We start from the raw sequence: 24,881 nt of genomic DNA, 5'->3' as shown, positions 1-24,881 counted from the left end.
CAAGGAGTTGCCTGATGTCATCGATGAGCTGGGAGCGACTGCTGGAACCGAGTCGCCTGCATGACGCACCGGGCACCGTATCGCGTGAGATGGGGCGGACTCCCTTCCACAAGGACCACGACCGCATCGTGTTCGCGGGTTCCTTCCGTCGCCTGGGGCGCAAGACCCAGGTTCATCCGCTGACCGACAACGACCACATCCACACGCGCCTGACCCACTCGCTGGAGGTCGGCTGCGTCGGCCGCTCGCTGGGCATGATGGTCGGCGAGAAGCTCAAGGAGCAGCTGCCCGACTGGATCACGCCGTCGGATCTCGGCGTCATCGTCCAGACCGGCTGCCTGGGACATGACATCGGCAACCCGCCCTTCGGGCATGCCGGGGAGTACGCCATCCGTGACTGGTTCGCCGCCGAGGCCGCCAGTGATCACGGTCGGCTGGCCGGGCTGAGCGATGCCGAGCGCGAGGACCTGCTCACCTACGAAGGCAATGCCCAGGGCTTTCGCATCGTCACTCAGATCGAATACAACCAGTTCCATGGCGGCATGCGCCTGACGGCAGCGACGCTGGGCACGCTGCTCAAGTACCCATGGACGGTGGAGCACGCCACGGCGGGCGGCAAGTTCGGCTGCTATCAGAGCGAGCGCGTGCTGCTGGATCAGGTCGCCGAGCGTTGCGGTCTGCTGGCACGGGCCGATGGACGCTGGTGCCGTCACCCGCTGGCGTGGCTGGTCGAGGCCGCCGATGACATCTGCTATGCGCTGCTGGACCTGGAAGATGGCCTCGAGATGGGCATCCTGCAGTTCGAGGAAGTGTTCGAGATTCTCACCGGCATCAGCGGTGGCGAGCCGCGCGAATATCAGGAGATGGTCGCCCGCGGCACTTCCCAGCGGCGTAAGGTGGCGGCGCTGAGAGGCGCGGCGATGGAGCGTGCCGTCAATGATGTCGCCGAGGCTTTCGTCCAGCGCGAGACGGAACTGCTGGCCGGTACGCTCAGCGAAGACCTGCTCGACCTGTGCCACCCCGACCTTGGCTGGGGCGTGCGGGAAGCCAAGAATCTGGCGCGCCAGAAGATCTTCCGCAACGAGCGCAAGGCCAAGCTGGAGATAGGCGCCTACACCACGCTGGGTATTCTGCTCGAGGCCTTCATCGGTGCGGCACACGAGCTGCATACCACGGGGCGTTCCAGCTTCAAGCATCAGCGGGTGCTGGCGTTGATCGGCGAGAACACGCCGACCAAGGACTGGGATCTCTACCGCAGCTATCGGCGCATGCTCGACTTCATCGGCGGCATGACGGACCACTTCGCGGTGGATCTCGCCCAGGAGATGGGCGGGCGCCTGCGCGGTGACTGAGAGCGAGGCGCCATCAACCCGATCATCTCAAGCCTGATCTCTTCATGCCTATTCACCCAAGCTTGACCACTGCAGGCTTCATCACTTCCAGCCTCATCAATCTCAGCCAGGGAGCGGCAGCGGTGCCGTGCTGTTTCCTGGCGGATGCCTGCTGTCCGGCCTGACATCTGCTGCCTTTGCTGCGCCTTCCCTGCGTCTTACCCCTCTGTGGCTGCCCACCTCTGCGCTGCCTGTTCTGGCTGTGTCTTCCCTGCTGATTTGCCTGTCGCTGCCAGTCTGTCGTCGTGCTTCCTGTTCCTCTCTGGGCCCCAGGCGCCAAGGCCCTCCGCGCGCCAATGAATGACTTGCATGCGTTAAATTATCTTTACGTAGGCGCTTGTATCGTTGTACTAGGATTGTACGCAGTGGGGATGCGTGTATCGCAATCAACCATGATAAACTGTTATCATGTACAGCAATAACGATAAATGAGGCTTATAAATGAGCAAGGAAACCCGAACGGTATCGGCCAAGACGGCGGGGGATCGGCCGGAAAAGGCCTTCGACATGATCGACAAGCCGACCTTCTTCGGCTCGATCTTCCTGCTGTTGGCAGTGACACTGCCCCTGGTCATCTTCCCCGAGCAGGGCGCGATGTGGGTATCGGCGGCCAAGAACTTTGTCACCAGCAAGCTCGGTGTGCTCTATCTGCTGCTCGGCGTGGGGGCCGGCGGCTTCATGATCTACATCATCTTCAGCGACATCGGTCAGATAAAGCTCGGTGATGCCGAGGAGAAGCCCGAATTCTCCATAGTCTCATGGGCAGCGATGCTGTTCTGTGCCGGGATCGGGGCCTCCATCCTGTACTGGTCGATGATCGAGTGGGTCTACTACTACCAGTCGCCCCCGTTCCATGTGGAAGGCCAGACACCGGAGGCAGCGGAATGGGCCGCGGCCTACGGCATCTTCCACTGGGGCCCGCTGGCATGGGCGATCTACCTGATCCCCGCCGTGCCGATCGCCTACTTCTACTACGTGCGTCACCACAGCGTGCTGAAGATTTCCGAGGCGCTGATGCCGGTGCTGGGCGAAAAGCTGGCACATGGCTGGCTGGGCAAGCTGATCGATATCAGCTTCGTCTTCGGCATGCTGGGCGGCGGAGCGACCACCCTGGGGCTGGCGGCACCGATGATCAACGAGGGGGTGCACGAGCTGTTCGGGGTGCCCAAGTCGCTGACCACGCAGATCGTGGTGCTGCTGGTGTGTACCGCCCTGTTCGGCTACAGCGCCTACGTGGGTCTCAAGAAGGGCATCAAGCTGCTGTCAGACATCAACTTCTGGCTGGCGGTCGGCCTGTTGCTGTTCATCTTCATCGTGGGGCCGACCCTGTTCATGGCCAATACCGGTCTGGATGCGCTGGGCCGCGTGATGAGCAACCTGATCCTCATGGCCACCTGGCTGGAGCCGTTCGCCGAGTTCAAGGGCTTCGAGGACACGCACTTCCCGCAGGACTGGACCATCTTCTACTGGGCTTGGTGGCTGGTGTTCGCCCCCAGCGTGGGGCTGTTCATCGCGCGTATCTCGCGGGGCCGCACCATCCGCGCCATGGTCGCCGGTTCGATGTTCTTCGGCACCATGGGCTGCTTCCTGTTCTTCATGGTGATGGGCAACTATGGCCTCTACCTGCAGCTGTCCGGTCAGCTGGACGTGGTCACCATCCTCAATGACCAGAGCCCGACCGCGGCCATCTTCGCGATGCTGCACACGCTGCCGCTGGACTACGTGGTGATCTTCGCCTTCACGCTGCTGGCACTGATCTTCACCGCAACTACCTTCGACTCCATCTCCTACATTCTGGCTGCCGTGGTCCAGAAGGAAGTCGATGAAGAGCCGATGCGCTGGAATCGCCTGTTCTGGGCCTTCGCGCTGTCATTCATGCCCATCGTGCTGATGTTCATCGGTGGGCTGGAGACCCTGCAGACGGCTTCCATCATCGGGGGTGTGCCGCTATTGGCAGTGGCCTTGATGCTGTGTATCTCCATCGTGCGTGCCGCGCACTATGACCTGCGCTACCAGCCGGATTACACGGTCAAGGAAATCAATATCGAGGAATTCCCGGAAGATGACCCCTGGACTGAAGAAGGCACCTGGGAAATCCCCGACGAGGACGTGCCGGCAGCAGGCAAGCCGCGGCAGGACCCGCCCAAGGATCATGTCGAAGGCGACCCGCACAGCCGTCCCTCCCGTCTGTGAGATGACATAGCCGCTGGCCAGTCGAATGGCCGCGACCAGACGACAGAACGCCGCCCATCGGGCGGCGTTCTGTCGTTCAGGGCTGTCGTTCAGGGCTGTCGTTCAGAACGGTCAGCGCTCAGCCGGCTTCCAGCAGCGTCTCGCGGCGCCTGCGGGGCGGTGTCAGCTGTGGGGGTGTCGGATCGTTGTCGCTGTTGTCGAGCGCTAGATGACGGCGAATGGCGGCACCGATGCGACGCGAGCTGTCCGGAATGCCCTGATTGCCGAACAGACGATTGAACTCGAACACGATGGGATGGCCATCGACCATCGCGATATCGAAGCCGGCATGGTCGACACCCAATGCCTCGGCCAGTTGCAGGGCCAGGGCGATGGCGGGGGCCGGGATATTGTCGTAGGACGTCTCGCCACCCTGACTGACATTGGAGCGATAGCCGCCCAGCGGCGTGACGCGCCAGTAGGCGGTGATGACTTCGCCACCTACCACCACGATGCGCAGGTCGCGGTCGATCTCTAGGCGCGGCTGGGCATACAGCACCGGATGCTCCGCCGCATGCGCTTCCAGTTCGCCACGCGACTGGATCAGCTTCACACCGACACCCATCGAGCTTTTGACTTCCTTGACGATCAGCGGGTAGCCGAAGCGCGCCTCGATATCGTCGATTGCCTGACGGCTGGCGCCGCGAATCTCGGTCGGCGGCACATTGTCCGGGCAGATGGCCTGAAAGACGCGCGTCTGCTCGACCTTGTCGTGGCCGATCGCGTAGCTGGGCAGGCTGGGGAAGATGCGTTTGCCGAGGCCGTAGACCAGAGTGGTGATCTGCCAGTATTCGGGAAACAGCAGGATGTCGGCGGCGCGGATCTCGTCGAGGTGATCCAGCATGCGCTCCGGCTTGATATACCGGACACCGGGAATGCCGAGGGTGCGAAAAGCGTCGAAGGTGATGAGTTTCATGCGGGATATGTCGCCAGGAGCGCCATCATTGCGATAGCGCGATAAGGTTGCCAAGGCTGGACCGGCGCGTATTTAACGCCGGGCGGGGCGCCTTGGCAAGCCTTTGTCTGGCGCTGCCATGCTCCGAGGGGCTGGAGCATGGCGGAGGATCAACTGGTGGCGAGGCGCTCGGCCTGCACGCGGTCGAGAATCGCCTCGTTGATGCGCTGCTTGAGGGCGTCATCCAGGGTCGGGCAACCCTCTTCGGGAGCCATGCAATGGGTGCTCAGCCACTCGGCCAGGCCCTCGCCATTGACGACCTCGGGGTCATTCTCGCGCTGGGGTCCTTCGCGCACGATCTGCCAGCCCGGTAGGGCCAGCAGCCCCTGCACCGGAACCTCGACACCGCACTCACGCTTCAGCCAGGCGGCCGTCCAGTCGCGTGCGGTACGTGTCTCGCGCAGCGGTTTGCGCTCGCGATAGCCCGGGAAGTACAGGCGACCATCCTTGAGCTTGACCTCATCCTTGAGTGCGCCCAGTGCATCCAGCGGCCGTGAGCGCGCCTTGGTACGAATGGCGTAGGCCCCGGCGGGGGTGACCACCAGATGATCGATATGGAAGTCATCGGCCGGCACGTCGTGATAGACCATGCTGGTGAGCTGTTCCGGGCGGATGAGCTGGTCGAGCTCCTGACCGATGGACAGCTCGCAGGCCAGCCCCAGCTTGAGCTTGCGGATACGCTGGAAGTGCCGCGTCAGGCGCAGCGCGAACACCAGCACCAGCAGCGCACAGGCCAGACCGTAGGCGGCCCATTCAAGCCAGTTCTGCTCTTCACCGAACACCATGCGCCCCATGCCGTAGACCAGCGGGCTCAAGGTGATGAGCGGCCCGAGCGCCCCGTCGAGAAACAGCGCCTGGAAGGCCTCATCGAGACGATCGCGCAGGCTCTGGCCTGGTTCGCGCAGCTGACGGCGGGTCAGTGGCGACTGGATGCGCCGCTCATGCAGGCCGCGCATGCCCAGCACCACCAGCGCGATGGCACCCAGTGGGGTCAGGAAGAAGACGGGTAACAGGTATTCCAGCCAATCCATCGGGATGTCCTATCTGAAGGAAAGGGAGGGCGTGTTCAATGCCCCAGTGCCCGCGGCAGCGGCGTGAGCGGGATCTCGACCTCGCTCTCGCCTTGTGAGGTGCTGGCGTCACCCAGCACCGGCACCGCGCTGTCATTGATCCAATACAGGCGGCCATCGCTGCGCACATCGGCTTGCAGCGCGTAGCGATGGCCTTCCTCGATGGCATTGCGATCGTACTGCAGGCTGACCGGGAAAGGCCCTTCACGCAGGCCGCCATAGCGGGTACTGGCAATCAGTCCAGCCTCGGCGTCGGCGCGGGAGACATCCACCAGGCGCACTTCCAGCATCGCATCCGGCGGTGCGGTGAAGGCCTGCTGCGGCACCACGCGCGCCTGCAGCTGCGTGAAGTCCGGGCCGGTCATGCAGCCACCCAGCCCGAGCGTGGCCAGCAGCAGGCCAGAGAGCGAGAGCGTGCGAGCCGAAAGCCGGCGTGGCGTGATGAAGTTCAGCATGGAAATCCCTTGTGCAGCGAGATGGAAGGCAGTGGTGCGCGCAGCGGGCGTTCAGCCACCGGCCAGCTTGACGGTATAGCCCATCCGCGTGAGTTCCGCCTTGAGCGTCTCGCGGTGATCGCCCTGGATCTCCACGATGCCATCCTTGAGGCTGCCGCCAGTGCCGCACCGCTGCTTGAGAGTCTTGGCCAGGGCCTTGAGTTCCTTCTCGGCGAGCGGAATCCCGCTCACGGTGGTCACGCCCTTGCCCTTGCGACCGCTGGTCTCGCGCCGGATACGCACCACGCCATCGAGGCTTGCCAGGCGTTCACGCTCGGCGAGGTCGGCACATTCGCACTCGGCTTCGGCACGCCGACACTCAGGGCAGGTTGCGCCATGTTCGGTGGAATAGACAAGCCCGGACAGTTGATCCTTGAGCGAGGCCATGATGTCTCCTGCGATACGGTGATGAATGATCAATGCCAAACGGAATCTCGAAAGGATACCTGCGTGCGCGAGAGGCTGGCACCCTGAGGCGCATAAAAAAGGCGACCCCGAAGGGTCGCCTTTCTCTTCACTCCCTGCCTGCTCGCGTGCGGACAGGCTGGCAGGGGTACCTTGGCGGGGGCCGCCCGATCAGTTGATCTTCGGGTCCAGCTCGCCACGGTTGTAACGCTCGAACATCGCTTCGAGGTTGATCGGGTCGATCTTGCTGCCATGACCGGCGGCACCGAAGGCTTCGTAGCGGGCGATGCAGATGTCGCGCATCGCCTTCACGGATTCCTTCAGGTACTTGCGCGGGTCGAATTCAGACGGGTTCTGGGCCATGAAGCGACGGATGGAGCCGGTGGATGCCAGGCGCAGGTCGGTGTCGACGTTGATCTTGCGCACGCCGTGCTTGATGCCTTCGACGATCTCGTCGACCGGCACGCCGTAGGTTTCCGGAATCTTGCCGCCGTATTCGTTGATGATTTCCAGCCAGTCCTGCGGCACGGAGGAAGAGCCGTGCATCACCAGGTGAGTCTCGGGGATGCGGGCGTGGATTTCCTTGATGCGCTGGATGGACAGGGTGTCACCCGTCGGCGGCTTGGTGAACTTGTAGGCGCCGTGGGAGGTACCGATGGCGATGGCCAGGGCATCGACGTGGGTCTTCTTGACGAAGTCGGCGGCTTCTTCCGGGTCGGTCAGCATCTGGTCGTGGTCCAGCTTGCCTTCGGCACCGATGCCGTCTTCTTCACCGGCCATGCCGGTTTCCAGCGAGCCGAGGCAACCCAGCTCGCCTTCGACGGACACGCCACAGGCGTGGGCCATCTCGACGGTGCGACGGGTCACATCGACATTGTATTCGTAGCTGGTCGGGGTCTTGCCGTCTTCGCCCAGCGAGCCGTCCATCATCACCGAGCTGAAGCCCAGCTGGATGGAGCGCTGGCAGACTGCCGGCGAGGTGCCGTGATCCTGGTGCATGACCACCGGGATATGCGGGAATTCTTCCACCGCAGCCAGGATGAGGTGGCGAAGGAACGGCGCGCCCGCGTATTTGCGTGCGCCGGCGGAGGCCTGGACGATCACCGGAGAATCGGTGTGGTCGGCGGCTTCCATGATGGCGCGCATCTGCTCGAGGTTGTTGACGTTGAACGCCGGGATGCCGTATCCGTACTCGGCTGCGTGGTCCAACATCTGGCGCATGCTGATCAATGCCATGACATCACCTGTCTTTTTGAGGAATCGAGTGGAGAAGCGTCAGGTGCCCCCCGTCTGCTGACGGGGGGCGACCTTGTGGCCGTGACTCTAAGCCTGCGCCAATGAGGACACAGGCGGGTTCAGCTTGCTGCGGCTTCCAATGCCGCAACGGCCGGCAGTACCTTGCCTTCCACGTATTCGAGGAAGGCGCCACCACCGGTGGAAATGTAGGAGACGCGCGACTCGACGTCGTACTTGTCGATGGCCGCCAGGGTGTCGCCACCGCCGGCGATGGAGAAGGCGTCGCTCTCGGCGATGGCCATCGCCAGCTGCTCGGTGCCGTTGGCGAACTGGTCGATCTCGAACACGCCGACCGGACCGTTCCAGAGAATGGTGCCGGCATCCTTGAGCAGCGCACCGAAGCGTGATGCGGTCTCCGGACCGATATCCAGGATCATCTCGTCGTCCTGGACGTCGGCGACGGCGCGCACGACGGCTTCGGCCTTGTCGGAGAACTCGGTGGCGACGACGACGTCGGTCGGCAGCGGAATCTCGACCTTGTCCATCAGCGCGCGAGCGGTATCGAGCAGATCAGCCTCGTAGAGGGACTTGCCGACGTTGTAACCGGCCGCCGCGATGAAGGTATTGGCGATGCCGCCACCGACGATCAGCTGATGGCACTTGTCGGACAGCGCCTTGAGCACGTCGAGCTTGGTGGAGACCTTGGAGCCGCCGACGATGGCGACCATCGGCGCACGCGGTGCGGCGAGTGCCTTCTCGAGGGCTTCCAGCTCGGCGGCCAGCAGCGGGCCGGCGCAGGCGTTTGGCGCGAAGCGTGCCACGCCATGGGTCGAGGCCTGGGCACGGTGCGCGGTGCCGAAGGCATCCATCACGTAGACATCGCACAGCGCGGCGTAGGCGCGGGACAGGGATTCCTCGTCCTTCTTCTCGCCCTTGTTGAAGCGCACGTTCTCCAGCAGCACGACCTCGCCTTCGGCGATATCCGGTGCCGTGTCGAGATAGTCGTTGATCAGGCGCACCGGGCTGCCCAGCAGCTCGCCCAGATGTGCCGCGACCGGTGCCAGCGAGAACTGATCTTCCGGCTCACCCTCGGTGGGGCGGCCCAGATGACTCATCAGCATCACGCGTGCGCCGGCGTCACGTGCCGCCTTGATGGTCGGCAGGCTGGCACGGATACGCGCGTCGCTGGTCACCTGACCGTCGCGGATCGGCACGTTGAGATCTTCGCGGATCAGCACACGCTTTCCGGACAGGTCGAGGGCGGTCATCGTTTGCACGTTCATGACGGGTTCCTTGGTCGTGAATCGGTGGAGAGAGCTTCCCTCGCCAGAGGCGTTGTCATCTCGCAGGCGTGCCAATGGGTGGCGACGTCCAGCATGCGATTGGCAAAGCCCCATTCGTTGTCGAACCAGCACAGCATCTTGATCAGCCGGCCGCCGGCAACACGGGTCTGGGTTGCATCCACGATACCCGAGCGCGGATCGTGGTTGAAGTCGATGGAAGCCGTCGGCTCCTCGCTCAATCCCATCAGGCCCTGCAGGCGTCGTGCGCAGGCCTCGCGCAGCAGGTCATTGACCTCATCCGCGCTCACGTCACGCTTCACCTCGATGGACATGTCCATGCAGGACACGTTGATGGTCGGCACGCGCAGGTGCAGACATTCGAAGCGTCCTTCCAGGTGCGGCATCAGGCGGTTGATGCCTTTGGCCAGGCCGGTGTCCACCGGCACGATCGAACTCATCGCCGAGCGCGTCAGGCGCAGGTCCGTCTGGTGGTAGGCGTCGATCACCGGCTGGTCGTTCATCGCCGAGTGCACCGTGGTGGTGACGCCGCGCTCCAGTCCGAAGGCCTCTTCCAGCACCGTCAGAATCGGAATCAGGCAATTGGTGGTGCACGAGGCCGCCGAGACGATGCGCATGCCGCTGCCTGCCTGCCCCGCCTCGGCGGGGGCCAGCGCCGACTGGTTGATGCCGCACACGATGGTGGCATCGACATCGGCGTCGGTATCGCCGGGCTGGGAGAACAGCAGTCGTCCGGCGCCTGCCGCCAGATGACGCTCGGCGGTGGCGCGGTCCTTGAAGCTGCCGGAGCACTCCAGCACCAGGTCAATCCCCAATGCCCGCCAGGGCAGGCAATCTGGATTGGCCTCGGACAGGATGCTGATCGCATGGCCGTTGACGACCAGCTGGCCGTCGCGCTGTTCCACCGTGCCGGGGAAGCGGCCGTGGGTGGTGTCGTAGCGGGTCAGATAGGTGATGGTGTCCAGATCTGACAGCTCGTTGATCGCGACCACTTCCAACGGCAGTGACTCACCGCGTGCTTCACGTTCTACCAGCGCTCTCAGCACACACTGACCGATGCGTCCGTAGCCATTGATGGCCACTCGCAAGGGAGGATTTCCCTGGCGTCGGGACGCCTTGTCTCCCTGGCGGGCGTCGGCGGTGGTCAGAGGCGGCTGGTGGTTCAAGGATGTCGTGTTCCGAGTGTTTTTCAGGGGGTCCATGGTAGCGCATCGCTTTGCTGGGCGGAGGGAGCGAAAGGCGCGCAAGCGCCTGATTTCTGGTTTTTTTCGTCTAAGGACGCGTAGTCACACTACCCAACTGGTGGGGTTGTGTAGTCGCCGTCTGCGCTGTCTTTCATGGGCACGGTCGCTGGAGAATGACCGTTCATGCAAGATGAATCGTGTCATCAAGCCGCGACTCGTGTCAGCCACGTCGACTACAGGCGACAGCCGGTGACGCTTGAGGACTCCTCGAGTGTCGCACAGACGAAAACGCCGCCGCTCCCAGCGGGAGGCGGCGGCGTCGATCTTCATCCCACTCCGTCATCGACGAAGTGGGTCAGGCGGTGTTCAGCCCAGCAGCTTGTTGGCGCGTTCGACCACGTTCTCGACCGTGAAGCCGAAGTGCTTGAACAGGTCGCCAGCCGGTGCGGATTCCCCGAAGGTCTCCATGCCGATGATGTCGCCGTTCAGACCGACATACTTGAACCAGTAGTCACGATGACCGGCTTCGATCGCCACGCGCGCGGTGATGGCAGACGGCAGCACGGATTCACGGTATTCCGCGTCCTGCGCATCGAACAGGTCGGTGGCTGGCATGGACACGACACGCACGGCGCGACCGGCGGCTTCCAGCTCGGCGGCGGCATCCATCGCCAGACCGACTTCGGAGCCGGTGGCGATCAGGATCACTTCCGGCTGGCCGTTGGCGGCGTCCTTCAGCACATAACCACCACGGCTGATGTTGGCCAGCTGAGCCTTGTCACGGTTCTGGTGCGGCAGGTTCTGACGCGACAGGATCAGCGCGGTCGGGCCGGAGTGACGCTTGATGGCCGCATCCCATGCCGCCGCGGTCTCCACGGCATCCGCCGGACGCCAGGTGGACAGGTTCGGCGTGGTGCGCAGGCTGGTCAGCTGTTCGATCGGCTGGTGCGTCGGGCCATCTTCGCCCAGACCGATGGAGTCGTGGGTGAAGACGTAGACGGCCTGCTGACCCATCAGGGCGGCCATGCGAACGGCGTTGCGCATGTATTCCATGAAGATCAGGAAGGTCGCGCCATACGGGATGAAGCCGCCGTGCAGACCGGCACCGTTCATGATCGCGCCCATGCCGAACTCACGCACACCGTAGTGCAGGTAGTTGCCGCTGAAGTCTTCGCGGGTGATCGCCTGGGCGCCCTTCCAGAAGGTCAGGTTGGACGGGGCCAGGTCGGCACTGCCGCCGAGCAGTTCCGGCAATTGCGGGCCGAGCTGGTTCAGGCACTCGAAGGAGGCCTTGCGCGAGGCCGGGCTGTCGCCGGCGGCCTGGGCATCCTCGATCATCTTCTCGCTGGTCAGGGCGTGCGGCAGCTTGCCTTCCAGACGGCGGGTGAACTCGGCGGCCAGTTCCGGGTGTGCTTCGGCGTAACGGGCGAAGCGCGTATCCCAGTCGCTCTCGAGCTTGGCGCCGCGCTCGCTGGCATCCCACCCCTGATAGATGTCTTCCGGGATATGGAAGGGCGCGTGGGCCCAGCCCAGCTTCTCGCGGGTGGCGGCGACTTCGTCGTCACCCAGCGGCGCGCCGTGGCAGGACTCGGTGCCTTCCTTGTTCGGGGAGCCGAAGCCGATCACGGTCTTGCAGATGATCAGGCTCGGCTTGTCGGCGTGGCTCTTGGCCAGCGCGATGGCGGCGTTGATCTCTTCCGGCTTGTGGCCGTCGACGTTGGCCACGACGTGCCAGCCGTAGGATTCGAAACGCTTGGCGGTGTCATCGGTGAACCAGCCTTCGACTTCGCCATCGATGGAGATGCCGTTGTCGTCATACAGGGCGATCAGCTTGCCCAGACCCAGGGTACCGGCCAATGAGCCGACCTCATGGGAGATGCCTTCCATCAGGCAGCCGTCACCCAGGAAGCACCAGGTGGTGTGGTCGACGACGGTGTGACCCGGACGGTTGAACTGCGCCGCCAGTGTCTTCTCGGCGATCGCCATGCCCACAGCATTGGCCAGACCCTGGCCCAGCGGGCCGGTGGTGGTCTCGATGCCCGGCGCATAACCGTATTCCGGGTGACCGGCGGTCTTGGAATGCAGCTGGCGGAAGTTCTGCAGATCTTCAAGGCTCAGCTGATAGCCCGTGAGGTGCAGCAGGGAGTAGAGCAGCATGGAGCCGTGGCCGTTGGACAGCACGAAGCGGTCGCGATCGGCCCAGTTCGGGTTGGCCGGGTTGTGCTTGAGGTGGTCGTTCCAGAGCACCTCAGCGATGTCGGCCATGCCCATGGGGGCGCCGGGGTGGCCGGACTTGGCCTTCTGAACGGCGTCCATGGAAAGTGCACGGATGGCGTTGGCCAGGTCTAAACGGGAAGGCATGCAGTAGCTCCTCGCCTGCGGGCGTCAAGAGTGGGGCAATGAATCACGGCGTGCTGCGCCGGGCGCCCAGTGCCTCCCGAGAGCCAGGGCATGCTGCTGCCTGGGTCTCCTTCAGGACTGTGCGCCTGAAACAGTGCGCCGGAAAGGACAGTGCGTCGCGTGAACCTTGTACGCGCGGACTCGCGTCCGAGCGTGATCTCCGGGCGAGTATTGTCACCGAGATGACAGGGCGCGGCAAATCGCATCCGGGATGTGTGCTCGTCCAAAGGTGGCAACGGCTTATTACCCTGTATGCAGCGCTTGTCGCAAAAAGGTCTCGATTGGACGCCCCCACGCGCCCCATTGCGCTAGGAACTCACATAAGTGGCGTGTAAACTCGCCCCCCCGAGGCTCAACCGCCCGTGTTGAGCCTCATCGTGCGCCGCAAGCGTGTTTCTACTCGGTCGTCAACGCAGTCTGCCGTCAGTGGCCGAATCATCCCCGCATCCGAAAAGAGGGTCGAGGACCAATGAGCGAATACTCACTCTTCACATCCGAGTCCGTGTCCGAGGGGCATCCGGACAAGATTGCCGACCAGATTTCCGACGCCGTGCTCGATGCCATCATCGCGCGCGACAAGCAGGCACGCGTCGCGTGCGAAACGCTCGTCAAGACAGGCGTTGCCATCGTGGCCGGTGAGATCTCCACCAGCGCGTGGGTGGATCTCGAGGAGCTGGTACGTCGTGTCATCACCGATATCGGCTATACCTCTTCCGACGTCGGCTTCGACGGCGAGACCTGTGGTGTCCTCAACCTGATTGGCAAGCAGAGCATCGATATCGCCCAGGGCGTCGATCGCACCAAGCCGGAAGATCAGGGGGCGGGCGACCAGGGCCTGATGTTCGGCTACGCCACCAACGAGACCGACTCCTTCATGCCGGCGCCGATCCACTACGCTCACCGTCTGGTCGAGCGTCAGGCGGAACTGCGCAAGAACGGCATGCTGCCGTGGCTGCGTCCGGATGCGAAGAGCCAGGTCACCTTCCGCTACGACGAAGCCGGCAAGCCGGTCGCCGTCGAAGCCGTCGTGCTGTCCACCCAGCATGACCCGGAAGTGTCCCAGGAAGACCTGCGCGCCATGGTCAAGCGCGAGATCATCGAGCAGGTGCTGCCGGCCGAGTGGCTGTCCGAGACCACCGAATACCACATCAACCCGACCGGCAACTTCGTTATCGGCGGTCCGGTGGGTGACTGTGGTCTGACCGGCCGCAAGATCATCGTCGACACCTACGGCGGCATGGCGCGTCACGGTGGTGGTGCCTTCTCCGGCAAGGACCCGTCCAAGGTCGACCGCAGCGCCGCCTATGCCGGTCGCTACGTGGCCAAGAACGTCGTCGCCAGCGGCCTGGCCGACAAGTGCGAGATCCAGGTCTCCTACGCCATCGGTGTCGCCGAGCCGACCTCCGTCTCGATCAACACCTTCGGCACCGGCAAGATCAGCGATGCCAAGATCGTCGAGCTGGTGCGCGAGCACTTCGACCTGCGTCCGTACGCCATCACCACCATGCTGGACCTGGCGCACCCGATGTATCAGCTGACCGCTGCCTACGGCCACTTCGGTCGTGAGCCGTTCGAGCACAGCTACAGCTGGACCGACGTGAGCGGCGAGCAGAAGACCGAAACCTTCACCGCCTTCCCGTGGGAAAAGACCGATCGTGCCGCTGGTCTCAAGGCTGCCGCTGGCCTGTAAATCCGCCAGCTCGACAGGCCTGGCAGGTAGCGGACGTCTCGCCCCTCGCCTTTCGATGCCATGACAAGAAAACCCGCCTCGGCGGGTTTTCTTGTCTCTGGGCCTCCTTCGGACAACAACAGGAGAGATGCCCAGTGGCTGATCTACGCTATCTCAAGGGCTACGCCCCCGAGATCCAGCAGCAGGCGAGTGAACTGCTGGCCTCGGGGCGTACGGCCGACTTCTTTCTCGGCAAGTATCCCGAGCCCCATCAGCTGCAGGGGGGCAGGGCGCTGCATGACTACGCCATGGCGCTGAAGAATCAGTATCTGCGCAGCTCGGCGCCGATCAGCAAGGTGATCTATGACGACCGGATTCATGTCATCGACAATGCCCTGGGGCTGCATACCTTCGTGTCGCGGGTGCAGGGCAGCAAGCTCAAGGCCAAGCATGAGATCCGTATCTCATCGCTGTTCCGACGCCTACCCGAACCCTTGCTCAACATGATCGTGGTGCATGAGCTGGCGCATCTGCGCGAGAAGGCCCACGACAAGGCGTTCTATCGACTCTGCTGCCACATGCAGCCGGAGTATCATCAGCGTGAGTTCGAGCTGCGCCTCTATCTCTGCCACCGTGAACGCCACGGCGATCTCTGGTAGCCATGAGCCGCTCTGGGCAGCCTCGGCCGGCAGCGGCGAGGTCGAGCTCGGCCACATGGGGCTTCTGTTCCTCGAGGAAGCCGGTGGCGGCATTCTGCTCGGGCTGGCGTTGGGCGCGCTGGTCTACCATCTGATGCGCAGCATCGACCAGTGTCAGGTCGAGGTGATGCTGAGCCTGGCGCTGGTACTGGGCGGCTACGCGCTGGCCTCGGCGCTGCACGTCTCCGGCCCCATCGTGATGGTGTTGGCGGGGCGTATCATCGGCACCATGGCGCGTGATGGCGCCATGTCTGACAACTCTGGCGGGGGCCTGCACCGAAGTAGCGTTTATAGATCAACCCTCTGCACCAGTACGGCGAGGCCACCACGCGGTGTAGCATGAGCAGGTGCCTTGATTGCCAGAGAGGAAGTGCCGTGTCGCTTCAGGAGCGTCTGCTGTCCCGACGTGAAACCGAGGATGATGAGTCACGCCATTTTCGTGCGCGCCTCAACTACACCTTCGTGCTGTTCGCCATGGCGGGGCTGTCGTGTTTTCTGCTATTTGATTATTTCCAGGTCCCCAATGCCTGGCCGACGCTCTGGGTCGGACGATTCCTGCTGCTCGGCGTGTGCCTGATATGCCTCGCGCTGCTGAGGAACGATCCCCAGCGACCAGATGATATCGCATTGCTCGGCGCCGTCTGCGCCAATCTGTACTTCTGTTTCGGGGCATCGATGATCGAGGATGCCATCACGCTGTCGCTATGGAATCTAAGCTTCTCGACCTGCATGCTGATTGCCATGCCGGCATGGCTGGTCTGGGGCTGGCGTTATCAGTTGGCCAGCAGCTTGCCGTTGATGTTTTGCTACATCCCCATCTTCCTGTGGCTGAGCCCTTTGCAATTGACGGATCTTGTCGGGGCCGGCGGAACATATACGCTGGCGACGATGATCATTGCTCCAGCACTGGCGCACGCCCGCAGCTCCACCTTCCAGCGCACCGTCAAGCTGCGCCGGGCACTGGAGGTGCGCAACGCCGAGCTCAGTCACATGAATCAGCAGCTGCTCACGCAGCAGCATGAGCTGGAATACCGTGCCAATCACGATCTGCTGACGGGGCTGCCCAATCGCCGTTTCGGCTTGGATTTTCTCGAGCGGATGCTGGCCGAGAGCACGAGCACTCGGCAATGCATGTCGATCCTGTTCGTGGATGTCGATCGCCTGAAGCACGTCAACGACAGCTTCGGGCACGCCGAGGGTGATCGCTTGATTCAGCTGGTGGCCCGGAGCGTCGCCCAGGCGGCCGGTGACGACGGGCTGGCATGCCGTCTGGGCGGCGATGAATTCCTGGTCGTGATGCCCGGTGCCTGTGATATGGCCAGCCAGCAGGCGACGACCCAGTTGATGCGCCATCTTCAGGAACAACGCCTGGAGCAGCAAATCCCCTTCCCGGTCGAGGTGAGCATCGGGCGTGTCACCCACGACCCGGTATTGCAGGCAGATGTGGATGTCGATGATCTGATCCATATCGCGGATGACCGCATGTATCGTCAGAAGCGCGCTCGGCGGCGGGCCATGGCGGGGGCCAACGACCCTCAGGCGTGAGAAAGCCCGCAATCTTCCCTTCATTCATGCCGCAAGTGATTGACGGCAATGGCTGTCATCGCTTTTTCATGTTGCTGTTACGGGTATGTCATCGCCTCCCCTCAGTCTTGCTGGGCAACGACAGGGGCCATCTGGGCTTCGCCTGTCGATTCCGCCTGGCAACCCGGAGGTGACTGACATGACCGCTTTGCAATCGGCTCCCCGTGCTGAAATGCCGCCTGCTCCCGACGCTCTCGGTCAGGTTCGCACGCTGTTCATCTCCGATGTGCACCTGGGGACCCCGGACTGCCAGGCGGTGCTGCTTGCGAAACTGCTGCGCCGCGTGCGCCCCGAACGCCTGTATCTGGTCGGTGATATCGTCGACCTGCTGGCGATGCGCAAGCGTGCGGTGCTCGACAAGGATCAGCAGGCGCTGGTGGCGAGGGTGCTGCGTCTGGCGCGCAGCGGCTGCGAGGTCATCTACATTCCCGGCAATCATGATGCCGCCTTCCGGCGCCTGTGCGGCCTGAAGCTGCACAACGTGAGCATCGAGCGGCGCGCGATCCATACCACCGGCAGCGGTCGTCGTTTGCTGGTCTCCCACGGTGATGAATTCGACACCCATGTGCGCATCGCGCCGTGGCTGCTCAAGCTGGGCGATGGCATGCACGGCTTCATCCTGTCGCTCAATCGCTGGTGCAATCGCGCGCGTGGCATGTTCGGGCTGCCGTACTGGTCGCTGGCCAGCGCGCTCAAGCGGCGCAGCGGCACCGCCCAGCGCTATGTGGCCCAGTTCGAGGAAGCCGCCATGCGCCAGGCGCGCCTCGAAGGGCTGGATGGCTATGTCGGGGGGCATATCCACCAGGCGGGCTTCCGGGTCGAGGAAGGCGTGCTTTACTGCAACGATGGTGACTGGGTCGAGCACTGCACCGCGCTGGCGGAAGATGCCCAAGGCGCGCTGCACCTGATCGACTGGCAGGGTCAGATCCTCGAGACGGCGCCGCGCCATCTGATGCCGCGTCCGGTGCCGGCCGCGACGCCCGACGCCGTCACGCCCGAGATGGCCGGCGCCTGAGTCTCACCCCATGCCGCTGATCGCCAGCATCCATGACAGATACAGCGGAATGATCAGCGGCGCCGCCAGGGTGGTCAGCATCACCGCGATCGCGCCCTTGGCCGGCTGGATGTTCAGCTCGATGGCCAGCACGACCACATTGGCGGCCATCGGCACCACGCCCAGCAGCAGCAACACCTGCGCCAGCACCGGGTCGAGGGCGAACAGGCTGCCCAGCAGCATCACGCTGCCCAGGCTCAGCAGCGGCCACATCACGAAGCGCAGGCCGGTCGCGGCCAGAATGAAGCGCGGGTCGATCTCGCGCAGGCTGACACCGCCCAGCGTCATGCCGATGATCATCATGCCCAGCACCGTGTAGCTGTACTTGAAGTAGTCGAGTCCCTCCATCACCGCCCCCGGTACCTCGAGGCCCAGTGTCCCCACCAGCAGAGCGGCCAGAAAGGCGTAGATCAGTGGCAGACGCACGATCTTGACCAGACTCTGGCGCATCGAGAACTGCCCGCGCGCACTGACGTAGAAGCCCAGCGTGAACTCATACAGCGTGATGCCGAGCAGGCAGAACAGGTACTGGGTCACGCCTTCCGGCGGCAGCAACAGCATCGCGACCGGCAGGCCGAAGTAGCCGGTATTGCCGGTCCCCGAGGAGAAGGCGAGCAGGGCGGCTTCCTGCGGCGGGAAGAACCTCGCGGCCAGCGGGCGCACCAGCAGGCAGATGCTGCTGGCCAGCGAGAACAGCCCCAGCGTCAGGCCCAGATCACTCAGCGATGGCTCGCCGAGCACCAGGCCGCGAAAGAAGGTCAGCGGCGCGATCACATAGATCAGCAAGGTGGCGATGGGGCGCGGATCGATCGCGAGGCGGCGTGCACAGAGGGCGCCCAGGGCGACGAAGGTGATCAGTATCCAGAGCGGTTGCTGCAGATCGATGTGGTCCATCACGGTTCCTTGTGAAGCGTCATTGTCCTTTTGGCTCATCATGCCGTGTGGCCCCTGTCAGCGTCATCCCATGAATGTCACTCATTGCGCCTTTCCTTCATCAGGCTTTGGGTCGCGCATCAGGCTTTGGGTCGCGTGGTTGCGCGGCTGGTGAGGGGGCAGGACTGAGGAGCAGGACGCCACCGTCAGCAATGGTTATAAACACGCACTTTCTTATATGAATGGCATTGAAGTTGAGGCGAAAACCTTTCATTGGCCGGGGTCGGCGGCGGCGGTCAGAATGCTCGACATGCAGTGCAAGGGCGGTGGCGTGACGCGCCGGACGTGTATTGCTGCACGCACACCGCGAAGTGTGCGGCGATAACGACATCAATGCCGGACACGACGACCACGAGGGCCGCCCCATGAGTGAAAGCGAACATCCGTCAGGGATCAGCTTCGAATTCTTCCCGCCGAATACCGAGACCGGGCGTGAAAAGCTCAAGGGGGTTCGCGATCAGCTGGCGGCGCTGGAGCCGGAGTTCTTCTCCGTCACCTATGGCGCGGGCGGCTCCACGCGTGAGCGTACCTTCAACACCGTGCAGTCGGTCAGCGCCAGCGGCATCTGCACCGCGCCGCACCTGTCGTGTGTCGGCAGCGATCGCGGTGAGCTGCGTGAGATCCTGGCGCAATATCGTGAGCAGGGCGTCAAGCGCCTGGTGGCGTTGCGCGGGGACCTGCCCTCCGGGATGGGCTCACGCAGCGAGCTGCGTTACGCCAACGAGCTGGTCGAGTTCGTGCGCGAGGAGACCGGTGATCACTTCGAGATCGCGGTGGCGGCCTATCCCGAGTGCCATCCGCAGGCCGACAATTGCCACAGCGATCTCGAGAACTTCGCGCGCAAGATGCAGGCCGGCGCCGATATCGCCATCACCCAGTACTTCTTCAATGCCGATGCCTATTTCCACTTCGTGGAGCGCGCGCGTGCCGCCGGCATCGAGCAGCCGATCATCCCGGGGATCATGCCGATCACCAACTACACCAAGCTGGCGCGCTTCTCCGATTCCTGCGGGGCGGACATCCCGCGCTGGCTCCGCCGGCAGCTCGAGAGCTATGGCGATGACAGCGAGAGCCTCCAGGCCTTCGGCACCGAGGTGATCTCGCGCATGAGTCAGCGTCTGCTGGATGGCGGCGCGCCGGGCCTGCACTTCTATACCCTCAACCAGGCTAAACCGTGTCTGAAGGTGCTGGAAAATCTGGGTATCACTTCTCGTTGAGTCACGTGTGCCGGGCGTGCACGGCAAGTCATTGGAAGAGCGGCATTGAATGTGACGTCGCTCGCCCTGAGGTCTGATAGGTAGCCGCTAGTGACAGCGGCCCGCAAGCCACTCAAGGCGTCGGCAGTGACGCCGGCCTCAGTGATGGAGAGATCGCTCATGAATCACGAGACACAGCACACGGCATCCTTTACGCCCTCTTCCAGAAAGCCCCTCAAGACCGCCGCGACGGTGGCGCTCGGCGCCTGGTTGTTCGGCGGCGTCGCCCAGGCCGCCACCGAGGTGGAAATGCATCGCGTCAGCAGTGATGGCGTCGGTGAGTCCGTCGGCAGTGTCATGGCCGAGGATACCGATGACGGTCTGCTGCTGACGCCGAAGATCGAGGGGCTCGAGAGCGGCATCCACGGCTTCCACCTGCATGCCAATGCCAGCTGCGAACCGGCCGAGAAGGATGGCGAGACCGTCGCCGCCGCCGCGGCAGGTAGCCACTTCGATCCAGAAGAGACCGGTACCCACCAGGGCCCTTACGGTGATGGCCACCTCGGTGACCTTCCGGCGCTGAGTGTCGATGCCGATGGCAAGATCTCGCTGCCGGTGCTGGCACCGCGCCTCAAGGAGAGCGATCTCAGCGGCCATGCGCTGATGATCCACTCCGGGGGTGACAACTACACCGATACGCCCAAGCTGGGCGGTGGCGGCTCGCGCGTTGCCTGCGGTGTAGTTGACTGATGTGTGGTCGACTGGCCTGTGGTCAACTGAACCACCTGCCGAGATGACATGAAAAAGCCCCGCCAATTGGCGGGGCTTTTTCATGTCGCAGTGATACAGCAGATATCAGTGCAGCTTGCCGGGATCCAGAATGCGCACCGGCTGAACCTCATCGCTCGCCGGCGTCTCGCGGGGCTCGCTCACACGCGTGGAAATCTCGGCGAGGGTCGGCGGCTCCTCGATGGCTTGCTGTTCGAAGAAGTCGCAGGACACGCAGTCACGGTAGCGGGTCTCGTTCTGCTCCCAGGTGCGCAGGCGGTCCATTGCTCCGCAGCGCGGGCAGACGGCACCGGCGATGAAGCGCTTGATGGTAGACATGGTGCCTCCAGTCAGGGTCAGAGTAGGTCTGGCAATCCCGCCTCGGGCGGATGATGCGCCATATGATACGCCCCCGACCGGTAAAGGTCAGGGGCGCATGGTCAGCAGCTCGTGGTCAGGCTTGTGCCATCACGAGATGGGGCGAGATCAGGCCGCCTGGGCACCGATGCCGGAGTGACGCAGCAGGGCATCGACCTGCGGGTCACGGCCACGGAAGGCGCGGAACAGCTCGGCGGCGTCACGCGAGCCACCGCGTGCCAGTACCTCATCACGGAAGCGCTGGCCGGTGGCGGTATCGAAGACCGCGCTTTCCTCGAAGGCACTGAAGGCGTCTGCCGACAGCACCTCGGCCCACTTGTAGCTGTAGTAACCCGCGGCGTAACCGCCGGCGAAGATATGGCTGAAGCCATTCTGGAAGCGATTGAACTCGACCGCCGGCACCACGGCGACCTTGCTGCGCACCTCGTCGAGCAGCGCCTGGACATCGCTGGCCGACGGCTCGTCGAGCTCATGATGCAGGCGGAAGTCGAACAGCGAGAACTCCAGCTGGCGGACCATGGTCATCGCCGCCTGGAAGTTGCGGGCTGCCTGCAGGCGCTCGAGCATGTCGTCGGGCAGACGCTCGCCGGTGTCGACGTGACGTGCGATCAGATCCAGCCCTTCACGCTCGTAGCAGAAGTTCTCCATGAACTGGCTGGGCAGCTCGACGGCGTCCCATGCCACGCCGTTGATGCCGGAGACTTCGGCGACTTCCTGGCGGGTCAGCATGTGATGCAGGCCGTGACCGAACTCGTGGAACAGCGTGACCACTTCATCGTGGGTCAGCAGCGCCGGGCGATCGCCCACCGGGCGGGTGAAGTTGCAGGTCAGGTAGGCGACCGGCAACTGCAGGCTGCCATCCTCGCGGCGGCGACGGACGCGGCACTCATCCATCCAGGCGCCGCCTCGCTTGCCTTCACGCGCATAGAGATCGAGATAGAAGCCGGCGATCGGGGTGTCATTCTCGATCACCTCGTAGTAGCTGACGTCCTCGTGCCAGACCGGCACGTCGCGCTGCTTGAAGGTGATGCCGTAGAGGCGGTTGACGACCTCGAACAGCCCGTCGATGGCCTGCGGCGCCGGGAAGTAGGGGCGCAGCTGCTCCTGATTGATCGCGTAGCGCGACTCGCGCAGCTTCTCGCTGGCATAGCCGACATCCCACGGCTGCAGATCCTCGATGCCGAGGCTCTCGGCGGCGTAGGCCGAAAGCTCGTTGAACTCTTCACGTGCCTGGGGCACGGCACGGGTGGCGAGGTCCTCCAGGAAGGCGATGACCTGCGCCGGCGAGTCGGCCATCTTGGTCGCCAGCGACAGCGAGGCATAGTCATCGAAGCCGATCAACGCGGCCAGCTCCTGACGCAGGGCCAGAATTTCCTCGATCACCGGGCCGTTGTCGAATTCGCCGGCGTTGGGGCCCTTCTCCGAGGCGCGCGTGACGAAGGCGGTGTAGACCTCCTCGCGCAGCTCGCGGTTGTCGGCATAGCTGAGCACCGGGAAGAAGCTCGGGAAGTCGAGGGTGATGCGGTAGCCTTCCAGGCCCTTGGCTTCGGCATTGGCCTTGAGCGCATCGAGGCCGCTTTCCGGAACGCCCGCCAGCACCTCTTCGCCGACATCCTTGTGCCAGGCCTGGGTGGCATCCAGCACATGGTTGGAGAAGGTGTTGGAGAGCTCGGACAGGCGCGCCTGGATCTCACCATAACGCTGCTTCTTGTCTTCCGGCAGGTCGACACCGGCGAGACGGAAGTCGCGCAGGCTGTTGGTGATCGCCTTCTGCTGCGCTTCATCGAGACTTGCGAATTCCTCGCTGTCGGCGAGGCGCTGATAGGCCGCGGCCAGATCGCTGTTCTGGCCTACCCAGGTGGAGTAGGCCGACAGCTTGGCGAGACAGGCCTGATAGGCCTCACGCAGCTTGGGAGAATTCATGGTCGAGTTGAGGTGCGAGACCGGCGACCAGGCCTGGCTCAGGCGATCACCCAGTGCCTCCAGCGGCGCGGCGAAGTTGTCCCAGCGCGTGTCGTCACGGGTGGCCTCGATCAGGCGCTCGATCTCCTGCTGGTTGTGCTCCAGCAGTTCGCTGATCGCCTCCTCGACGTGTTCGGCCTTGAGGGTGTCGAAGGGCGGCAGGGTATTGCGTTCCAGCAGGGGATTGATCGACATCATGTACCTCGCATCATTCGGGTGGGCGACAGCGGTGAGCGGTAAAGGAGAACTTGCGCATCAATTGCGCCGTGAAAACGGCGTCACCGCTGCCGCGGGGATACCTAGAATGTGAGGCCTCGGCGCGTGTTATTCAATCTATCGCCTCGATAGGCGGGTGTTGCCACGCGCATGTCGCATTGGCCGAGGCCGGTACGGCTGCTATCTTGCTGGCCTTGGCCCTATATGGGGCCGTGACCCTTTCTCCCCGTACCGAGACCACGAGAGCAGACATGAGCGAAACCACCGAACGCTGGGGCAGTCGCCGAGCCTTCATTCTGGCCGTGACCGGCGCCGCCGTCGGGCTGGGCAATATCTGGCGCTTCCCCTACATGACCGGTGAGAACGGCGGTTCCGCGTTTCTGCTGCTGTATATCGGTTTCGTGCTGCTGCTGGGCCTGCCGGTGATGATGGCCGAGATCATGATCGGGCGCGCCGGACGTCGCGGACCGATGCAGGCGCTGGCCCATCTGGCCGTCAGCGATGGCCGCACCCCGCACTGGCGCTGGCTGGGACTGTTCGGCGCCATCACCATGTTCTTCATCCTGTCGTTCTATTCGGTAGTGTCGGGCTGGTCGATCGAGTATCTGGTCGATTCGCTGAAGGGTGACTTCAGTGGCATGAGCCCGCCAGAGATCGGGGCCTCCTTTGGTGCCTTCCTGGAAGATCCGGTGACGATGACCTTCAACCACACCGTCTTCATGCTGATGACGATGAGCGTGGTGGCCGCCGGCATCTCCTCCGGGCTCGAGCGCCTCAACAACCTGATGATGCCGCTGCTCTACGTGTTGTTGCTGGCACTGGCCGGTTACAGCATCAGCACGCCCGGCTTCGGTCCCGCGCTGACCTGGCTGTTCATGCCCGACCCGAGCGCCATCACGCTGGACGTGATGCTCAATGCCATGGGGCATGCCTTCTTCACGCTGGCGGTCGGCGCCTGTGCCCTGATGGCCTACGGCGCCTACATGCCGGAGCGCCAGAGTCTGCCGACGGCCGCGATCGCCGTGGCGGCGCTGGATATCGGTGTGGCGCTGCTGGCGGGTATCGCCATCTTCGCGGCGGTCTTCAGCCAGGGCATGGACCCGGCCTCCGGCCCCGGCCTGATGTTCGTCAGCCTGCCGATCGCCTTCGCCAATCTGCCGGGTGGCAGCGTGCTGCTGGCGCTGTTCTTCCTGCTGTTGCTGCTGGCGACCTGGACCAGTTCGATCAACATCGCCGAGCCCATCGTCGAGGTGCTGGAGGGTTGGGGCCTCAAGCGCCGCCACGCGGCACTGGCGGTCGGTGTCTCGGTGTGGGCGATGGGGCTATTGTCGGTGCTGTCCTTCTCGAGCCTCAAGGAGGTGCATGTGCTGGGCGAGATGAATGTCTTCGATGCCGTGACGACGATTCCACCGGACTTCTTCCTGCCGATCGGCGGCCTGCTGACCGCCATCTTCGCGGCCTGGGTGATGCCACAGAATCGTGCGCTGGCAGGCCTGGGGACCTCGCGTGGCTTCTTCCGCACCTGGCGCTGGGTGCTGCGCTGGATCTCGATCCCGCTGGTGGTTGTCGTGCTGAGCTGGAGCTTCTTCAAATAGCTCGTCAAATAGATCGCGAGGCCTGTCAGCGCGGCAGCGACTCATTGCGTGAGCAGAGCGTTTACTGCGTGGCGGGCGTGGTAATGCACGGTGGAAAATCGTCTCTCGTCGAGCAAACCGCAACGCGATTCAGGCTGTTGCGCTATTGGCATCGCGAGTA

At 63.7% G+C, this 24,881-nt stretch carries 21 protein-coding genes; 10 read left to right on the top strand and 11 right to left on the bottom strand.

Features of this window, described 5'->3' with window-relative positions; translation table 11 throughout:
• Window positions 1–14: 14 nt before the first annotated feature.
• Together AC5WNJ_RS16545 and AC5WNJ_RS16540 are read left to right on the top strand one after the other, a co-directional pair.
• Entirely contained in the window at window positions 15–1,352 is a 1,338-nt protein-coding gene (locus tag AC5WNJ_RS16545) for a deoxyguanosinetriphosphate triphosphohydrolase (protein ID WP_175090633.1), read from the top strand.
• Between the two features lie 480 nt (window positions 1,353–1,832).
• A complete protein-coding gene (locus AC5WNJ_RS16540; protein WP_495930230.1) occupies window positions 1,833–3,584 on the top strand; it encodes a BCCT family transporter in 1,752 nt (583 codons plus the stop codon).
• 118 nt (window positions 3,585–3,702) lie between these two features.
• Here AC5WNJ_RS16540 and AC5WNJ_RS16535 read toward each other — a convergent pair whose 3' ends face one another.
• The 8 genes from AC5WNJ_RS16535 to tkt form a co-directional block, all read right to left on the bottom strand.
• On the bottom strand, window positions 3,703–4,539 hold the full coding sequence (locus tag AC5WNJ_RS16535) for an ATP-grasp domain-containing protein (protein WP_495930229.1): 837 nt from the start codon (window positions 4,537–4,539) through the stop codon (window positions 3,703–3,705).
• A gap of 149 nt (window positions 4,540–4,688) precedes the next feature.
• Window positions 4,689–5,609 (bottom strand): nuclease-related domain-containing protein, encoded by a 921-nt coding sequence (locus tag AC5WNJ_RS16530; protein WP_495930228.1) that lies wholly within the window; start codon window positions 5,607–5,609, stop codon window positions 4,689–4,691.
• Window positions 5,610–5,644: 35 nt separating this feature from the next.
• Window positions 5,645–6,103 (bottom strand): YbaY family lipoprotein, encoded by a 459-nt coding sequence (locus AC5WNJ_RS16525; RefSeq protein WP_495930227.1) that lies wholly within the window; start codon window positions 6,101–6,103, stop codon window positions 5,645–5,647.
• Between the two features lie 51 nt (window positions 6,104–6,154).
• The gene (locus tag AC5WNJ_RS16520; protein WP_043335744.1) at window positions 6,155–6,529 is read right to left on the bottom strand and encodes a translation initiation factor Sui1; all 375 of its coding nucleotides are present in this window, start codon (window positions 6,527–6,529) and stop codon (window positions 6,155–6,157) included.
• Between the two features lie 189 nt (window positions 6,530–6,718).
• Window positions 6,719–7,783, bottom strand: coding sequence for a class II fructose-bisphosphate aldolase (fba, locus tag AC5WNJ_RS16515; protein ID WP_043335741.1), 1,065 nt, complete (start codon window positions 7,781–7,783; stop codon window positions 6,719–6,721).
• Window positions 7,784–7,902: 119 nt separating this feature from the next.
• Window positions 7,903–9,066 carry a phosphoglycerate kinase gene (locus AC5WNJ_RS16510; RefSeq protein WP_176678516.1) on the bottom strand — a complete coding sequence of 388 codons (1,164 nt, stop codon included), beginning with the start codon at window positions 9,064–9,066 and terminating at the stop codon, window positions 7,903–7,905.
• Window positions 9,063–10,172 (bottom strand): type I glyceraldehyde-3-phosphate dehydrogenase, encoded by a 1,110-nt coding sequence (locus tag AC5WNJ_RS16505; protein WP_253063583.1) that lies wholly within the window; start codon window positions 10,170–10,172, stop codon window positions 9,063–9,065. The genes AC5WNJ_RS16510 and AC5WNJ_RS16505 overlap by 4 nt, the downstream gene beginning before the upstream one ends.
• A gap of 462 nt (window positions 10,173–10,634) precedes the next feature.
• Window positions 10,635–12,629, bottom strand: a complete 1,995-nt coding sequence (tkt, locus tag AC5WNJ_RS16500) for a transketolase (RefSeq protein WP_176678514.1) — start codon at window positions 12,627–12,629, stop codon at window positions 10,635–10,637.
• 508 nt (window positions 12,630–13,137) lie between these two features.
• Here tkt and metK point away from each other — a divergent pair.
• The 5 genes from metK to AC5WNJ_RS16475 all read left to right on the top strand — a co-directional run bounded on the left by metK (window position 13,138) and on the right by AC5WNJ_RS16475 (window position 17,634).
• Window positions 13,138–14,358, top strand: coding sequence for a methionine adenosyltransferase (gene metK, locus AC5WNJ_RS16495; protein WP_043335733.1), 1,221 nt, complete (start codon window positions 13,138–13,140; stop codon window positions 14,356–14,358).
• Between the two features lie 134 nt (window positions 14,359–14,492).
• A complete protein-coding gene (locus tag AC5WNJ_RS16490; protein ID WP_495930226.1) occupies window positions 14,493–14,996 on the top strand; it encodes a M48 metallopeptidase family protein in 504 nt (167 codons plus the stop codon).
• A complete protein-coding gene (locus AC5WNJ_RS16485; protein WP_495930225.1) occupies window positions 14,938–15,378 on the top strand; it encodes a cation:proton antiporter domain-containing protein in 441 nt (146 codons plus the stop codon). Before AC5WNJ_RS16490 ends, AC5WNJ_RS16485 begins: the two co-directional genes overlap by 59 nt.
• 32 nt (window positions 15,379–15,410) lie before the next feature.
• Window positions 15,411–16,580, top strand: a complete 1,170-nt coding sequence (locus tag AC5WNJ_RS16480) for a GGDEF domain-containing protein (protein ID WP_495930224.1) — start codon at window positions 15,411–15,413, stop codon at window positions 16,578–16,580.
• A 178-nt stretch (window positions 16,581–16,758) separates the two neighbouring features.
• Window positions 16,759–17,634, top strand: a complete 876-nt coding sequence (locus tag AC5WNJ_RS16475) for a UDP-2,3-diacylglucosamine diphosphatase (RefSeq protein ID WP_495930223.1) — start codon at window positions 16,759–16,761, stop codon at window positions 17,632–17,634.
• Window positions 17,635–17,637: 3 nt separating this feature from the next.
• On the opposite strand, the gene AC5WNJ_RS16470 is transcribed toward AC5WNJ_RS16475, so the two are convergent.
• Window positions 17,638–18,567: an AEC family transporter gene (locus tag AC5WNJ_RS16470; protein ID WP_495930222.1), complete on the bottom strand. Its 930-nt coding sequence runs from the start codon at window positions 18,565–18,567 to the stop codon at window positions 17,638–17,640.
• 404 nt (window positions 18,568–18,971) lie between these two features.
• Here AC5WNJ_RS16470 and metF point away from each other — a divergent pair, with 404 nt between their 5' ends.
• Both metF and sodC read left to right on the top strand, forming a co-directional pair.
• A complete protein-coding gene (metF, locus tag AC5WNJ_RS16465; RefSeq protein ID WP_495930221.1) occupies window positions 18,972–19,823 on the top strand; it encodes a methylenetetrahydrofolate reductase [NAD(P)H] in 852 nt (283 codons plus the stop codon).
• Between the two features lie 159 nt (window positions 19,824–19,982).
• The gene (sodC, locus tag AC5WNJ_RS16460) at window positions 19,983–20,552 is read left to right on the top strand and encodes a superoxide dismutase family protein (RefSeq protein ID WP_176678509.1); all 570 of its coding nucleotides are present in this window, start codon (window positions 19,983–19,985) and stop codon (window positions 20,550–20,552) included.
• A gap of 105 nt (window positions 20,553–20,657) precedes the next feature.
• Here sodC and AC5WNJ_RS16455 read toward each other — a convergent pair whose 3' ends face one another.
• Window positions 20,658–20,909 (bottom strand): YheV family putative zinc ribbon protein, encoded by a 252-nt coding sequence (locus AC5WNJ_RS16455; protein ID WP_175090648.1) that lies wholly within the window; start codon window positions 20,907–20,909, stop codon window positions 20,658–20,660.
• Between the two features lie 147 nt (window positions 20,910–21,056).
• The gene (gene prlC / locus AC5WNJ_RS16450; RefSeq protein ID WP_495930220.1) at window positions 21,057–23,105 is read right to left on the bottom strand and encodes an oligopeptidase A; all 2,049 of its coding nucleotides are present in this window, start codon (window positions 23,103–23,105) and stop codon (window positions 21,057–21,059) included.
• A 272-nt stretch (window positions 23,106–23,377) separates the two neighbouring features.
• Between prlC and AC5WNJ_RS16445 the strand changes: the two genes are divergently transcribed.
• A complete protein-coding gene (locus AC5WNJ_RS16445) occupies window positions 23,378–24,721 on the top strand; it encodes a sodium-dependent transporter (protein WP_495930219.1) in 1,344 nt (447 codons plus the stop codon).
• The last annotated feature ends 160 nt before the right edge of the window (window positions 24,722–24,881 follow it).

It is taken from the genome of Cobetia sp. PDI-23MA, from assembly GCF_059507735.1.
This window is presented reverse-complemented; position numbering and strand designations above follow the sequence as displayed.

Excerpts from the sequence above, each read along its gene's own strand:
- AC5WNJ_RS16445 (WP_495930219.1), top strand. The coding sequence starts at position 23,378 with ATGAGCGAAACCACCGAACGCTGGGGCAGTCGCCGAGCCTTCATTCTG.
- AC5WNJ_RS16530 (WP_495930228.1), bottom strand. The coding sequence starts at position 5,609 with ATGGATTGGCTGGAATACCTGTTACCCGTCTTCTTCCTGACCCCACTG.
- AC5WNJ_RS16540 (WP_495930230.1), top strand. The coding sequence starts at position 1,833 with ATGAGCAAGGAAACCCGAACGGTATCGGCCAAGACGGCGGGGGATCGG.
- AC5WNJ_RS16545 (WP_175090633.1), top strand. The coding sequence starts at position 15 with ATGTCATCGATGAGCTGGGAGCGACTGCTGGAACCGAGTCGCCTGCAT.
- metF (WP_495930221.1), top strand. The coding sequence starts at position 18,972 with ATGAGTGAAAGCGAACATCCGTCAGGGATCAGCTTCGAATTCTTCCCG.
- AC5WNJ_RS16470 (WP_495930222.1), bottom strand. The coding sequence starts at position 18,567 with ATGGACCACATCGATCTGCAGCAACCGCTCTGGATACTGATCACCTTC.
- AC5WNJ_RS16475 (WP_495930223.1), top strand. The coding sequence starts at position 16,759 with ATGACCGCTTTGCAATCGGCTCCCCGTGCTGAAATGCCGCCTGCTCCC.
- tkt (WP_176678514.1), bottom strand. The coding sequence starts at position 12,629 with ATGCCTTCCCGTTTAGACCTGGCCAACGCCATCCGTGCACTTTCCATG.
- AC5WNJ_RS16510 (WP_176678516.1), bottom strand. The coding sequence starts at position 9,066 with ATGAACGTGCAAACGATGACCGCCCTCGACCTGTCCGGAAAGCGTGTG.
- metK (WP_043335733.1), top strand. The coding sequence starts at position 13,138 with ATGAGCGAATACTCACTCTTCACATCCGAGTCCGTGTCCGAGGGGCAT.
- sodC (WP_176678509.1), top strand. The coding sequence starts at position 19,983 with ATGAATCACGAGACACAGCACACGGCATCCTTTACGCCCTCTTCCAGA.
- AC5WNJ_RS16535 (WP_495930229.1), bottom strand. The coding sequence starts at position 4,539 with ATGAAACTCATCACCTTCGACGCTTTTCGCACCCTCGGCATTCCCGGT.
- AC5WNJ_RS16525 (WP_495930227.1), bottom strand. The coding sequence starts at position 6,103 with ATGCTGAACTTCATCACGCCACGCCGGCTTTCGGCTCGCACGCTCTCG.
- fba (WP_043335741.1), bottom strand. The coding sequence starts at position 7,783 with ATGGCATTGATCAGCATGCGCCAGATGTTGGACCACGCAGCCGAGTAC.
- AC5WNJ_RS16520 (WP_043335744.1), bottom strand. The coding sequence starts at position 6,529 with ATGGCCTCGCTCAAGGATCAACTGTCCGGGCTTGTCTATTCCACCGAA.
- prlC (WP_495930220.1), bottom strand. The coding sequence starts at position 23,105 with ATGTCGATCAATCCCCTGCTGGAACGCAATACCCTGCCGCCCTTCGAC.
- AC5WNJ_RS16455 (WP_175090648.1), bottom strand. The coding sequence starts at position 20,909 with ATGTCTACCATCAAGCGCTTCATCGCCGGTGCCGTCTGCCCGCGCTGC.